Consider the following 14,399-nt stretch of genomic DNA (forward strand, 5'->3'; position numbering starts at 1 on the left):
GAAAAGTTAGATCTTCTTTTTTTGATTGTATAACTGCTAATAAGCAATACTCGAATGAAAAGATTATTATTTACTTTACTACTATTCGGGCAAGGGTTCCTATTTCAACTCACCCATGCCAACGATCTTAATATCACAATAAGTGATCCTGCTATTGGTACACGTAATGCGTTGACCCAAACAGTTCCTATCAATTTTACCGTAAGTTGGAAAAACTCATGGAGAGTGAATGGAGGACAAAACAACTGGGATGCCGTTTGGCTTTTTGTGAAATTCAGAAATTTGAATCACGATTACTGGCAACACGCCTCTTTGACGTTTGATTCGGGACATTCTGCTTCTGGAGCAACTATTGAAAGCAGTGATGATACAGGAACAGGTGTTTCAAAAGGAGTTTTTTTATATAGTGCTCTTGAAAAAAGTCAAGGTGATGCTTCTTATGATGTGACATTGCAATGGGAATACGGAAAAGACAATCAAGGAGATAACGATACCTTTGAGGTACAGATTTTCGGGATAGAAATGGTGTATGTACCCACCGGACAGTTTTACCTCGGAACACCTGATAATGAGAGTTACTCTTTTCATATGTATTATGAAAATGGAGGAGGTACAATTCAAAGAAATATCCCCTATACCGTCGACTCTGAAGATGCAATAACGATTGGTACTACTGCGGGTAATCTGTATTATAATACATCTAATTTATCAGGTACACTTCAAGACGGTACTTTACCTGCCGACTATCCTAAAGGTTATCAAGCCTTTTATTGTATGAAATATGAAATCACACAATCACAATATGCTGATTTCCTAAATACGTTATCATCAGGGCAGTTGGTAGAATGTCATATTAATTCATTTGTTCTTTACAGAAATAACTTAGAAAAATCAGGGGATACCTATTCTTCTTCTACACCAAGTGTGCCACAGGGTTTTATGACCGCTAATAATCTTTTATCTTATCTGGATTGGGCGGCATTACGCCCTATGACTGAACTTGAGTTTGAGAAAGCATGTAGAGGCACACTTCCTGCTGTAGGGTTGGAGTTCCCTTGGGGGACAACAGATGTAGTCACTGATATTTTGGAAATTTCGAGTGGAGGAACAGAAAACGAAGTGATTTCAACAGGGTATTCTACAACTGCAGGCAATGCGAATTATTACACGATCACAAAAGATAATATCAATAGCCCTACAAGAGTAGGAATTTTTGCAGACCACTTAAGCTCCACAGGAAGAGTGACTGCTGGCGCCACTTATTATGGCATTATGGATATGGGGGGAAATATTTTTGAAACATGTGTATCTGTAGCGAATGCCGATGGTAGAGCATATACTGGTATTCATGGTGATGGAGCCTTGGATAACGCAGGAAACCATAATACAGCAAACTGGCCGGGCCCATATACTATTTCAGACGCGAATGATACCGCAGAAACAGGAGATAAAGGACTTGGACAAAGAGGAGGTGGTTTTAGGACTATTGAAACTTTTATGTATACATCTGCCCGTACTTACGCGGCGTTTTATAACGGTGGAAATGGTTACGGCGGAGGAAGAGGAGTTAGAACTGCACCTTAAAAAAAACAGGTTATGGATACCATGAAAAATACAATACTTCTTCCCTTTTTAGTTCTTTTAGCTTTGAATTTAAAGGCTCAAAATATCTATCAAGGAGGTGAAGGTAATGGCTTTGGAAATATTGTGATTACAGAAAGTACCTTTAGTCTGCCTCTTATTTACGGAGGCGGGCAAGGTATTGGAAGCCAATCAGAAACAGTAGATGAAGGCAGTGCTTCAGGAGTGGCCTTGATTTATGATGGTGGAGGAAGTGCCGGTAATGAACTAGCTGTAATTAATGAAAATACACCGTTATCATTATTTTCGATCTATACAGGAGGTGCAGCTTTTGGCTATGGTTCAGCGGCTATGTTGTTGGATGAAGGGTTAGATCTTCCTGTTGAATTAAGCTATTTTAAAGGAACGAAAGAAGGAAACTTAGTAAGATTAGAATGGCGTACTTTAACAGAGCTTGATAATGATTTTTTCACGGTAGAAAGAAGTGCCGATCGAAGAAATTGGGAAGTGCTGAAAAAGATAAAAGGAGCAGGAACTTCATATCAGTCATTGATGTATACTTTTGATGATGAACAACCTTTAGAAGGGATAGCTTATTATCGATTAAAACAGACCGACTTTGATGGGCAATATAGTTATTCCACCATTGTTTACATCTCAAATGGATTTGAAAAAAATGAACAGTTTGTCGCTTTTCCTAATCCTTTTACAGATCAATTAACATTATTATTAGATGAAAAATATCATACAAGATTAAAAGTGTTTTCAGTAGAAGGTCAAGAAATAAATTTTGATGTAACCTCCTCATTATCGGATCGAATAAGTATAGATTTGGGAGAGGTATCCAAAGGAGTTTATATCGTGAAAACCATGCATAAAAGTGTGTTAATAGTAAAGAAATGAAAGATTCGAGATAGTTAAAAAGGGTGTTTTGCAGGAAACCCAAGGAAACTTTTCTGCATACAATCTACTATTTTTGGACTATTGAATTATTTTTTAAGATCTACTTATAATAACGAATAGTAAACCGCTTACTCACTCTAGAAATGAATGAATTATTGACAGACCAAGTGGAAACCCCAGAGCGTTTTCAACAGGAGAAGATTATACCTCAAGAAGAAAAGGTAGTGGAAAAAAAGTACCTTATCCCTTTTATTTTAATATCAAGTTTGTTCGCACTTTGGGGATTTGCTAATGATATCACAAACCCTATGGTTTCGGCTTTCCAGACCGTAATGGAAATTACAACCTTTAAAGCATCATTAGTACAGTTCGCTTTTTATGGTGGATATTTCACAATGGCATTGCCGGCGGCGATTCTGATCAAAAAATATTCTTATAAATCAGTAATTCTAATTGGTTTAGGGTTCTATGCTACTGGATGTTTACTATTCATCCCGGCAGCACAATTCCAGCTATTTGGCTTCTTTTTAATTTCCCTTTATATCCTGACTTTCGGTTTGGCATTTTTAGAGACTACTGCCAATCCACTGATCTTATCATTGGGAACAAAATCAACATCAACTAGAAGATTAAACCTTGCGCAGTCTTTCAACCCTATCGGGTCAATCACAGGTATGTTTGTGGCACAGCAGTTTATCTTATCACAATTACAGTCTGCTGAAAAAGCAGCAGATGGGTCATTGATATATACCACGTTAGGTGTAGCGGAAAAACAAGCGATCAAAATGCATGACTTGATGGTCATCAGAGACCCTTATGCATTATTGGGTATTGTAGTAATTGTCATGACGATTGTAATTGCCATCACAAAAATTCCGAACAACAAAGAGGATGAGCAATTCAATTTGAAGGCAACTTTGAAAAGATTAGCAGGAAATAGTATCTATAGAGAAGGGGTTTTGGCACAAGTCTTTTATGTAGGGGCACAGATTATGTGCTGGACATTTATCATTCAGTATGCTGAAAACATTGGTTATACAAAAGCAGATGCACAAAGTTTGAATATCGTTGCCATGGTTACTTTCTTGCTTTGTAGATTTGTGGCCACTGCCATGATGAAATACGTTAACTCAGCCTTATTATTAGCCATTTTTGCTTTGGGTGGAATGACTACCATTGGTATCACAGTATTTGTAGGTGGCCAAACTGGACTTTACGCTTTAGTGGCTACTTCAGCATTTATGTCATTAATGTTCCCTACTATTTATGGTATCACTTTAGAAAACTTAGAACACGATAAAGAATTTGGTGCAGCAGGTTTAGTGATGGCGATTGTAGGTGGAGCTTTAATGCCTCCAATGCAAGGTGCTTTGATCGATCAAGATAAAATTATGGGGTTAGATGGTGTAAACTTTTCATTTATGATTCCATTTGTGTGTTTCTGTATGATTGCTTTATTCGGGTACAGAAGATTTGCCAACAAATAAAATACTACTCGGTCGAAAATACCCTACTTCTAGTTTAGAAGTAGGGTGCTAAAAACGGACGATTATATTGATTGAAATAGTTGTCAATACAGCCTTAATAAATGTAGAAATAGCAACTCAAATATTACATTATGTAGCGTATTATTTTCAGCTGATCAAAATAGAATAATAGATTGAGTATTTTTGATTTGTAATACTTCAACCCATTCAATTACAAAAAATATTTTTTAGATGAGAACAATTTTTTCCACTCTTACAGTGATTTGCATTATGATGTTTTTTGCATCATGCCAAAAAGTAAGTCAAAAAGAAGATGTAACAAGTAAGCCTAATGTGATTATTGTGATTACTGATGATCAAGGGTACGGTGATATGGGAAATACTGGGAATAAAATTATCCAGACTCCTGCAATTGATAATTTTTCAACACAAGCTATCAATTTAACCAACTATCATGTGTCAACAACTTGTGCTCCTACACGAGGAGCCATGATGACAGGACGAAATCCGAATAGAAATGGTGTGTGGCATACAATTAAGGGAGCATCAATGCTCAATGGAGATGAACTAGCAATGCCAGAAGTTTTCAGACAGAACGGTTACAGTACAGGGATGTTTGGAAAATGGCACTTGGGAGACAACCACCCCTTTAGACCACATGATAAAGGCTTTGATGTAGCCTTTTATCATGGTGGCGGGGGTGTTGGACAAACGCCAGACTACTGGAACAATGACTACTTTGATGATACTTATTTTAGAAATGGTGTACCCGAAGAGCAAAAAGGGTATTGTACAGATGTTTGGTTTAAAGAGGCCATCCAATTTATTGAAGACAACAAAGACAAACCCTTCTTCACTTACTTGAGTTTAAATGCTCCTCATGGTCCTTACAATGTACCTGATGAGTATTATAATAAATATGCTGAAGAGAAAAACCTGCTAGAAACCCAAAAAAGGTTTTATGGAATGATCACTAATATTGATGACAACTTCAAAGTGTTATTAGCGAAATTGGATGAATTGAAAATTGCTGATAATACTATTGTGATCTTCACCTCAGATAATGGTACTGCAGCAGGGTACAAGCAAAATAAAAAAACAAAGAAATACTACGGTTACAATGCAGGTATGAGAGGAACGAAGGCAAGTCATTATGATGGCGGGCATCGAGTACCTTTTATTATCAGATGGCCAAACGGTAAACTTACAGGTGGTAAGCATCTAAATGAGTTGATCGCTCATGTAGATTTATTACCCACATTAACACAGTTTGCAGGTATTGATTTCAAGCCTAAAAAAGAAATGGACGGTGTGGATGTGAGTACTTATCTTCAAAAAGAAGAAAAACCTGCAGATCGTATGTTAGTGGTAGATACACAACGTATTCCTTGGCCAAGAAAAGGAAAACAAAGTTGTGTGATGCAAGGAGATTGGAGATTGATTGATGGAAAAGCACTTTATAACATCTCTGAAGATCCAGGACAAACGAAAGATCTTGCAGCTCAATATCTAGAGAGAGTAGCTAAAATGGATGCATTCTACAATACTTGGTGGGATGGTATGATCAAGGAAACGAAATATTCTATCATCAATCTAGGAGTAGATTCAGTAGATGTATTGACTTGTCATGATGCTCATACGCCATTAGGAGTTAATCCTCCTTGGAACCAAGGATTGATTCGTGCAGGTAAGCCAATGGAGCCCGCTAAGATATTAGTCAATTTTACAAAAGAAGGCACTTATAAGTTTGACTTAAGCAGATGGCCTGAAGAAAGTGGATTGGCATTAGGTGCTTCAATTGACGATGCATATCCTGCAACAAAAGCTACGAATGCAAGAATAAGCGGTAAGGCGATTCAATTCAAAACCGCTCACTTGAAAGTAGGAGAAAAAGTATATTCAGTAGAGGTAGACAACACATTGCCTTCTGCAACTATAGAAACGAAAATAACTAAAGGTGATACAGAATTGACAGCTTGGTTTACAACTGTTGATGGAACAGAGACAAATGCTTTCTACATTTATGTTGAAGGGAAAACGGAAACTATATAATCGCAGTAAATTTCTATTAATTAGACAGAGACACCTCTTTTAGTTTTGCCAACATTAAATTAAGGTGTTTTGGAAAGTGTTTAGACTACCACATTTTTTTGTGGTAGTCTTTTTATTTAGGTGTGATTGAACAAAATGGATTAAGTAAATAGTAGGGGAAAATGATTCAAAAGTAGTATTAAGGGCAGGCCTATGATGATCTTAGTACTTTCATCCTTTTAGTCAAGATTTAATTCTCTCTTTCTATTTTTTAGAAGGTCTGCCACATCAATTTCATCGCCGTTACTAATACTTTTGTCAACAGTAAGCAGGTTATAATTGCGACCTTTCATTCTAAATAAAATTTCTTGTCCCATTTTTAAATCTACACCACTTTTAGAAAACGGTGAAAGGTTGGGATTCATGACGGTAGGAATGATCAAAGGAATGGATTGAGCACTTTTATTTCGAAGCGTAAAACTCACGTATTCACCCTGTTTTTCAAAAACAGCTCTACTCTCTTTAGTGACATTTAATTTAATGCTTACAGGGCGGTCCAATTCATTTTTGATAATCAATTTATTTTCTCTCTCCACCATCACATCAGCATTCGCCCTTGGAGCTAAACCAAAGCCTCGGATTTGTTGTTCAGTAGATTTTGATAAGACGGCAATTCCCACATCGTTGCCACCGTTTTTAATACTGGCTCTAAAGACATCCATATTAGGATAATCAATTTCAATACTGTTGTTAGGAGGTACTACAAGTGCCGTTTTCGTAGTAGAGCATGATGTAATCAGGAATAAAACAATGAGTTGTAAAATGATAGTTTTCATCAGTGTAGACATTTAGTAAGAAAAGAGTATATGCGATGTGAGCATTCCACAAGAGAACTGAAACAGGTTGGGATTGTTTATGAAATAGTAAATAGTTTATATATGATCTGAGGATTATTCTATTTTAATACTATTTTGTTTAAAAGTGTAAGCACATTGTAAACTAAGTTTTCATTATTTATGTTGTTTGGAAATCAGGAGATTTCTGATAATCTGAAGGACACGAATGAGGCTAACGCTTAACATTCGCACCATTGAGCTTCCTACCATTTTAGTTTGGTAGTACTCCCCCCGGCATTGAAGGGAAAAGCGTTAAGAATTTCATGAATTGAGCCGTTAAAAATGATTTTCTTGTTTGAGTGCAGCGAGTTTAAAATCATTTAGGCGAGAGGAATGAAATTTAGCTTTTGACTTCTAAGCCTAGATTTTTTGCTTCGTTTTTCATCAATGGAAAAATGAAGAAGAAGGAAGTTTGAAAGTTGATCCTATAAATGCTGGCAGAAAGGTTGATTGGAAGTTGACGATAATTTAGTTTACAATGTAGTAAGTATTTAATCTGTATTGTTGAAGTCCGAGACTTCTTACTGTCTTTAAAACACAAATGACGCTATCGCTTAACATCCGCGCTAAAGGTACATAGACCAATGGCGCGGATGTTAAGCGATAACGTCATCCGTGTCTATAGATCACTAGAAATCTCCCGATTTCTAACAAAAAATTACAATTTCGCTTTAAACCAATCGCTTCCTTTAGCAATTGCCAAACCTACTTCTTCTTCTTGATCATAGAAATTAAACTGTTGGATTGGAGATTCTAATTCAGTATCTAACCAAACTAATTCTTTGTCATCAGTGGCAATTTTCTCAAAGAAATTTTTGGTGTATTGTGGCAACACACAGCCATCAGAATGAATCATCAAAGTAGGAGTCTGAAGTTTTGGAGCATATGGCATAGGGTCTAATGTCAACCAATCTTCCCAGCTCATTACAGCAAATTTATCATTGCTCCATTCTTTCACACCACCTCTTTCTGGGTTCAAATAATAATCATAATTACCATACATTGCTGCCGCCGTATTGGTAGTAGAAATCGTTTCGATGTATTCCACCACGCCCTCTTTCGCAAATACTTCTTTTGCTTTACGAGCCGCTTCAATTTTAGTATTCACACCTTCTTCTCCACCATAAAACAACTTCACCGCCTCTCCATCTTGCAACCAAGATGCAGCAGTTACAACCGCCTTAATTCTATCATCACCCGAAGCAGCCATTAATGTGTACATTGATCCTGCACATACGGCAAAAGCACCAATTCTATTTGAATCCACCTCAGGAAGACTTTGCAAATAGGAAACGGCATTTTTGATATCCTCTACTTTCATTTCAGGGTTTTCCCAAAACCTTGGTTCGCCTTCACTTTCACCATAGTTTCTAAAGTCAAATGCTAGGGTAATGAAGCCTTCTTGAGCAAATTTCTCAGCATATAATCCAGCCATTTGCTCTTTTACAGTAGTCCAACTTCCAGAAACAACAATGGCAGGGTATTGTGTTCCCTCAGTATAGTTAGAAGGGAAAAATAAGTGACCTGATAAATTAAATCCTTCGCTTTTAAAATTAATCTTTTTCATATCAATTAATGGTAGTGTTTTGTGTGATTACTTTATTTGATCCAATAAGCCGAAACCTTTAGCAGCTACTATGGGGTTGAATATTTCTACGTATTCAGTAATAAGGTCTTCTTCATTAAATTTGAAAGTGGCGTAGTAGTCATTTTCATACCATCCTGCATTTTCTTTCAATTCAATTTTACCTTTAAATTTCACGAATGTCATCTTTGAAGCTTCCATTACGTGAAGCTCTTCTATAGGAAAAAGCATTTGTTCAAAATTTGGAAAAACAGGTTCCCAATACGCTTTAATAGCTTCTCTTCCCTTGGCTCCTTCTGGAAATAAACCAGAGTGATAAGGGTTGATATGTATACCGTCTTCTGCAAATAATGCTACTACTTTTGAGAGGTCTTTGTCTTCTAATGCTTTCAAGAACGCAATAGTATTTTCTTTCATTTGATCTATTTGAATACTCATGATAATGGATTATTTCGTTACGTTTTCGATGGCTTTTTGAGGAAGAGAAGTGTTACCATCTTGGTACTTAAAATTGAATTTCATTTTACTCACTTTCCATTCATCACTTATCAATGCTAATTCGAAGTGATAAGTACCTACAACTGTCCAGACATTTCCTCTCTCATCTTCCAAAAAATGTGTAGCAGTACCATAGCAGAAAACCTCCGCTTTGTTGTCTTTAATAGTCGAAATCATATTTCCCAATTGATGATGCGTATGCGTGAAACCAGGAAGAATGCCTTTCCATGCACTTGTGATTTCTTGAGGAGCTAATGTTGTAGCAGGATTTCCATTCATACTGGAATAATCAAGCTCCACCTGATTGGCAAAAATGACTTCAAGTCTTTCCCAATCCTGTTGGTCAGTTGCGATAAATATTTGTGTAACAGCTTTTTCTGCGGAATTCATGAGCTTTGGCAATTAAGGTTATTGTTTTTCTTTTTGAACAATACAAATGTCGTTAGCATTGTTTTAAATGAATTTTCCGTTTCAAAGAAAGAAGTATAAATTTCAAAGAATGAGTTATAAAAGTGTTTCATGGGAAAGAAAAGAGGGAGATAAACCGAAGAGTTACTTTATTAAATAAATGATTTGTAGAGGACAATATCAGTTGGCAAAACCTTTGCAATGAGGAGGTTTCAATACACTAAATCAGACAAACTAAACACGAAAAGTATGATCACAAGAAAAAGAGGAACTTACATAGGTCGAAATAAATCTTCAGCTTATAAAGATCTTGTTTGGACAGTTGCAACCACTAAAGATACCTCTCTTCCATTGGAGGCTCAAATTGAAGAAACACTACAAATCATAGATGATAATTTACAGGAACTAGGTTCTAACAAATATCAAATTGTCTCCGCTCAAGTTTACCTTGCCAAAATAACGGATAAACCAGTGATGGATAAAATATGGAAAAGCTGGATTGGTGATAACCCAGACCACTGGCCCCAAAGAGCTTGTTTAGGGGTAGACCTGGAAGGAGATGTTTTAATTGAAGTAAGTGTTACAGCCGTTGCCGAAGTTTAAAAAGATATTAGGTCGATTAAAGGTTGACGATAATTTAGTTTACTCTCCTTTCTTCCTATAAGCACCTGGAGTTGTTTTCGTGTTTTTTTTGAAAAATGCACTGAAGTTATTAGGAGCCTCAAAATGCAAACTGTAAGCAATTTCCTTCACATTTTTATTGGTTTGAAGCAATTCTGCTTTTGCTAGTTTTAAGATATGGTTATGAATGTGGTTTAATGCTGTTTTTCCTGTGATAGATTTGACAACTGCATTCAAATGATTAGGATGAATATTGAGTAATCCAGCATAATAGGAAGGGGAATGTAAGTTGGCAAAAGTCTCTAATTGTGCATCCGGGTAGAAACTCGTTTTGATGAGTTTTTGAAATCTTGAAAGAAGTTTCAGATCAGCAGAACGTATTTGTTCATTAGCGACTTCATGATTGACATTTTTTTGAAAAAGACGCTTGATTTGATGGAGTAGTTGGAGGACATATACTTGTATAAACTGAAATTTGTCCTCATGATCGCTATGATATTCTTGATGTATACGCTGATAAATTCCAATAATTTCTGGTAAATCCTGTTGATCAATTTCAAAAGGAATAGATTCGTCAATTTTTAAAAAAGGAAAATCATCCAATAAGCGATCATAGTAATGTGAGGAAGCTAGGAAGTCTTGCGAAAGCACAATATAGTAGCCCGTCCAGTTAGGGACAATATCCCAAGAGAGGATTTGAAAGGGAGAATTAAAAAAGATGGTTACTCCTTCAGGAAAGTCAGAATGATGTCCAGTAATTGCTTTTCCACCACCATCTGCTTTTATAGCAATTGAATAAAACTCATGACGAAATGCAGGCATACTTTCGACCACTTTCCCCATATTATCCTCAAAATTACGGATATCAAAGTGAGGATGCTGAGGAGCGTCGATTCCAATGGCTTGACAATATTCTGAAATGGTTTTAAAATGCTTCAATAGACAAAGGATTAAAGTAAATAAATTGAATAAACTACGGAACTTCAATTTTAAAAAGAAAAAAGCCCAACTCCAAAAATTGAAGTTGAGCTAAAAATCTGACGTGAATTATCTTTTCTATCTAATCAAGACAGCTATCAACACCTGTCTTGATTAGATTTTAATACCTTTTAAATCTGATTTGAAGAGCTTCAGACTAATTTTATTTAAATCTTCTTCTTTCCCTTCAAAATGATAAGTAACATGATGATGTATTACGGAATCATTGACACCCAATGCTTTTGCAGGAGAAGAGGACTCTAATTCATAAAATGGTCCCAACTGATCACCGTTTTCTAATGGACCATCATTGTAAGTGTTTACAGCATCTCCGGCGTAGGGTTCATCTTGCAATTCCCACATAGAGTTAACATAGTCTTGATCATTATTGAAACTAAATTGAACGACCGTAAGTACTCCTTTTTCTGCATCATAACTTCCTAAAAGTGGTACTGTATGCTCAGGTCTCAAACCAATTTTACCTCTATGTGTACCATCCCCTTTGAATAAAATCAGTTCATCACTGACTTTTAATTTATCAGAAGGAATAGTACCGAAATAGCTTTGATAAGCAGGGGAAGTTTTAAACGGAACCATAATCACTGTTTCATCAGTGGGCTTCAGCATACCCAAAATCCAGACCGACAATAAGCCAGATTCCTTATTCCATGCTTGCTCACCAATGTTTTTGATGGTATTGACAGACTCAAACCCTACAAAATCCACCTCCATATTTGAAAGGTCCAATGCTAATTTTTCTTCTATTTCCGACCTTTCGAAGATACTTACCTCACGGTTTACCAAAATGTGGAAAGGAAAACCAGAATAATTAGTGAGTTTCATTTCCTTTTCGAAAACGGCTTTTGAAGAAGATTGAGCAATGACATCAAAACCTTCTGTGTCAATTTCCTTTGGTGTACGCCAATTGTCAAAAGTGAATTCCGTTTTTGGATCAAAGAAAATTGAATATTGCCCGCCTTCAGGTCCTAGCCAAAAGCGGTCTTCTCCACCATAAACATTAATTTTTTCTTGTAATTCCTTTGAGGCAATGGCTTCATAATTCAACCAACCATAGCTATTCCCATTGTCTCCTTGCGCTGAGCTTGACATAATTCGCCCCTGATAAGCAGGAACAATGGCCACTTTACTTTTTCCTGTACTGTTTTCCAATACGATAGTGGACTGATGATCTTTTAGAAAAGATACATCATAACCAAACGATCCTTTTTGTAATTCTTGTTTGTTGTCACAACTTAATGAAGCGGTTAAACCCATAATAAATATTGTTTTTATAAAATAATTCATTTGTATTCAGTGTTTTAAGAGCGTTGTGTTTCTTTTGATCTTGAAAGTGAAAAAAACTCTATCATAAGAGATGAAGAGTTTTAAATAGTTATATATTCGTGTGTAAATTATAATGAATCCGTTTGTTAGTCGTATGAAAAGAGTAGACTTCTGTAAAGCCTATTTCCTTTCGTTCTTTCCTAAGAAAGAAGATTACTTTTCAGCGAAGACCAATGAAGAAAATTTTGCATTATTATTTTCAATTTCCCATTTGATCATCTGCGTTTTTAACCATTTTGATGCTTTGAGCCACTTTTTCTTTTTTAGATCATTTTGAAGTATTGATTTAATGATCTGTTGCTCGTCGATGTTATTCTGGATTGAAAGTGTCATACTTTGTATTATTTATTAGTTTAAAAAATGGGTAAAGTGTTTGAAGCATGCCCAATAGGCACACCCCAAACGCTTTATCAAAATTAATTTTGTTGGATATACATTACTTTAGTTTGTAAGTATTCCTCTAAACCATGCTTACCATCTGCTCCACCGATACCAGACTTTCTAAATCCAGCGTGGAATCCTTGGATCGCCTCGAAGTTTTCACGGTTTACATAAGTTTCACCGAACAACAATTCTTTTGTTGCACGAAGAATTTTATTGATATCGTTAGTATAAATTGAAGAAGTCAATCCATACTCACTGTCATTTGCAAAGTCAATAGCTTGGTCAAATGAAGAAACTTTCATTACTGGAAGTACTGGACCGAATGTTTCATCTTGCATGATCGTATGATCTTGCTCTACATTAGCAATTACTGTTGGCTCGTAGTAGTATCCTTTGTCGAATTTAGATGATATTCTACCACCTAATAGTACTTCGCCACCTTGCTCTACAGCTCTCTTCACCATCTCATCAATTTTCAATAATTGCGTTTTGTTGATTTGAGCACTCATATCTGCTTTAGCATCAGTACGGGCATTGCCTACTCTTACCGCTTTCATTGCAGGAAGTAATTTTGTCATGAATTCCTCATATACTTCTTCCTCAACATATACTCTCTCTGCACAGTTACAAACCTGACCACTGAAGATTACTCTTGAAGCCACAATTGCTTTTACAGCTAAGTCTAAATCTGCATCTTTACATACAATAGCAGGAGCTTTACCACCTAATTCTAAAGAAACTTTAGTAATATTTTTAGCAGCTGCTTCCATTACTTTCTGACCTGCTCCTACAGAACCTGTCAAACTGATGATTCCCACATCTGGATTTTCAGAAAGTGCCTGTCCAACTTCGTGTCCGTAACCAGTGATGATACTTAAAATACCGCTTGGTAAACCGATATTTTCAATAAGACGAGCGAATTCTAAACAAACCATTGGTGTTTCTTCACTGATCTTTACCACACATGCATTACCTGTTACTAAAGAAGGAGCGATTTTACGTGCCATTACAAAGAATGGGAAGTTCCAAGGGCAAATACCTACAGCTACACCGATTGGTAATTTATGTAACATCATTTGCTCGTTTGGACGGTCACTTTGGATGATTTCTCCTTCGTAAGACCTTGCCATACCAGCATAATAGTCAAAATAAATTGCTGTAACATCGATTTCAACTTGTGCTAAGCCCATTACTTTTGCTTGCTCAGTAGCAAGAGTTTCAGCTAAAAATACACGGTTTTCTCTAATAACCTGTGCCATTTTCTTTAAGTACTCTGCTCTTTCTACTGCTGGTAATAATCCCCATTTTGGTTGAGCGGCCTTTGCTGCAGCTACAGCTTTGTCTGCATCTTCTTTTGTACCTCTTGGAGCAAGTGCAATTACTTCCTCATTACAAGGGTTCAAAACTTCAATGTGATCTGCTGTACTGAAAAAAGAGCCTGCAATATATTGTTGGTAAGTTTTTACATCTGTCCCAACGTCATAAGTGTAGTTTGACATAGTGTTTATCGTCTAAAAATATGTGTAATAATTCAATATTTGGATGTTCATGTTCTCTGAACTTACTGCTAGTTACGACTATATTTTATACTAAATGTCCTGTACTTTCCTGCTTTTTATACAGGAAACCAAAGGATAGTTTCCCATTTTAATACCGTTAAGTTTGAGGTGTAATTAAAACAAA

At 36.2% G+C, this 14,399-nt stretch carries 13 protein-coding genes; 5 read left to right on the top strand and 8 right to left on the bottom strand.

Annotation, left to right across the window (positions count from 1 at the left end; translation table 11 throughout):
• The first annotated feature begins 54 nt into the window (after positions 1-54).
• From IC221_RS02690 to IC221_RS02705, 4 genes are all read left to right on the top strand, one after another.
• Complete coding sequence (locus IC221_RS02690; RefSeq protein WP_188167480.1) at positions 55-1,584, top strand: SUMF1/EgtB/PvdO family nonheme iron enzyme; 1,530 nt, start codon at positions 55-57, stop codon at positions 1,582-1,584.
• Between the two features lie 21 nt (positions 1,585-1,605).
• Complete coding sequence (locus tag IC221_RS02695) at positions 1,606-2,484, top strand: T9SS type A sorting domain-containing protein (RefSeq protein ID WP_188167481.1); 879 nt, start codon at positions 1,606-1,608, stop codon at positions 2,482-2,484.
• A 143-nt stretch (positions 2,485-2,627) separates the two neighbouring features.
• Entirely contained in the window at positions 2,628-3,971 is a 1,344-nt protein-coding gene (gene fucP / locus IC221_RS02700; RefSeq protein WP_188167482.1) for an L-fucose:H+ symporter permease, read from the top strand.
• A 231-nt stretch (positions 3,972-4,202) separates the two neighbouring features.
• Positions 4,203-6,023, top strand: coding sequence for an arylsulfatase (locus IC221_RS02705; protein WP_188167483.1), 1,821 nt, complete (start codon positions 4,203-4,205; stop codon positions 6,021-6,023).
• A gap of 218 nt (positions 6,024-6,241) precedes the next feature.
• On the opposite strand, the gene IC221_RS02710 is transcribed toward IC221_RS02705, so the two are convergent.
• The 4 genes from IC221_RS02710 to IC221_RS02725 all read right to left on the bottom strand — a co-directional run bounded on the left by IC221_RS02710 (position 6,242) and on the right by IC221_RS02725 (position 9,371).
• Entirely contained in the window at positions 6,242-6,838 is a 597-nt protein-coding gene (locus tag IC221_RS02710) for a hypothetical protein (RefSeq protein ID WP_188167484.1), read from the bottom strand.
• A 718-nt stretch (positions 6,839-7,556) separates the two neighbouring features.
• On the bottom strand, positions 7,557-8,465 hold the full coding sequence (locus IC221_RS02715) for an alpha/beta hydrolase (protein WP_188167485.1): 909 nt from the start codon (positions 8,463-8,465) through the stop codon (positions 7,557-7,559).
• 27 nt (positions 8,466-8,492) lie between these two features.
• Positions 8,493-8,921 (bottom strand): nuclear transport factor 2 family protein, encoded by a 429-nt coding sequence (locus tag IC221_RS02720; RefSeq protein ID WP_223241271.1) that lies wholly within the window; start codon positions 8,919-8,921, stop codon positions 8,493-8,495.
• A 9-nt stretch (positions 8,922-8,930) separates the two neighbouring features.
• Positions 8,931-9,371, bottom strand: coding sequence for a nuclear transport factor 2 family protein (locus IC221_RS02725; protein WP_188167486.1), 441 nt, complete (start codon positions 9,369-9,371; stop codon positions 8,931-8,933).
• A gap of 267 nt (positions 9,372-9,638) precedes the next feature.
• Between IC221_RS02725 and IC221_RS02730 the strand changes: the two genes are divergently transcribed.
• A complete protein-coding gene (locus IC221_RS02730; RefSeq protein WP_188167487.1) occupies positions 9,639-9,992 on the top strand; it encodes a Rid family hydrolase in 354 nt (117 codons plus the stop codon).
• Positions 9,993-10,031: 39 nt separating this feature from the next.
• On the opposite strand, the gene IC221_RS02735 is transcribed toward IC221_RS02730, so the two are convergent.
• The 4 genes from IC221_RS02735 to aldA all read right to left on the bottom strand — a co-directional run bounded on the left by IC221_RS02735 (position 10,032) and on the right by aldA (position 14,215).
• Positions 10,032-10,949, bottom strand: coding sequence for an AraC family transcriptional regulator (locus IC221_RS02735; RefSeq protein ID WP_188167488.1), 918 nt, complete (start codon positions 10,947-10,949; stop codon positions 10,032-10,034).
• A 153-nt stretch (positions 10,950-11,102) separates the two neighbouring features.
• Positions 11,103-12,293, bottom strand: a complete 1,191-nt coding sequence (locus IC221_RS02740; protein ID WP_188167489.1) for a DUF6786 family protein — start codon at positions 12,291-12,293, stop codon at positions 11,103-11,105.
• Between the two features lie 192 nt (positions 12,294-12,485).
• A complete protein-coding gene (locus IC221_RS02745; protein WP_188167490.1) occupies positions 12,486-12,665 on the bottom strand; it encodes a hypothetical protein in 180 nt (59 codons plus the stop codon).
• Between the two features lie 83 nt (positions 12,666-12,748).
• Positions 12,749-14,215, bottom strand: coding sequence for an aldehyde dehydrogenase (gene aldA, locus IC221_RS02750; RefSeq protein WP_188167491.1), 1,467 nt, complete (start codon positions 14,213-14,215; stop codon positions 12,749-12,751).
• Positions 14,216-14,399 lie beyond the last annotated feature (184 nt).

Source organism: Flammeovirga sp. EKP202 (assembly GCF_014534745.1).
Lineage (GTDB): Bacteria > Bacteroidota > Bacteroidia > Cytophagales > Flammeovirgaceae > Flammeovirga.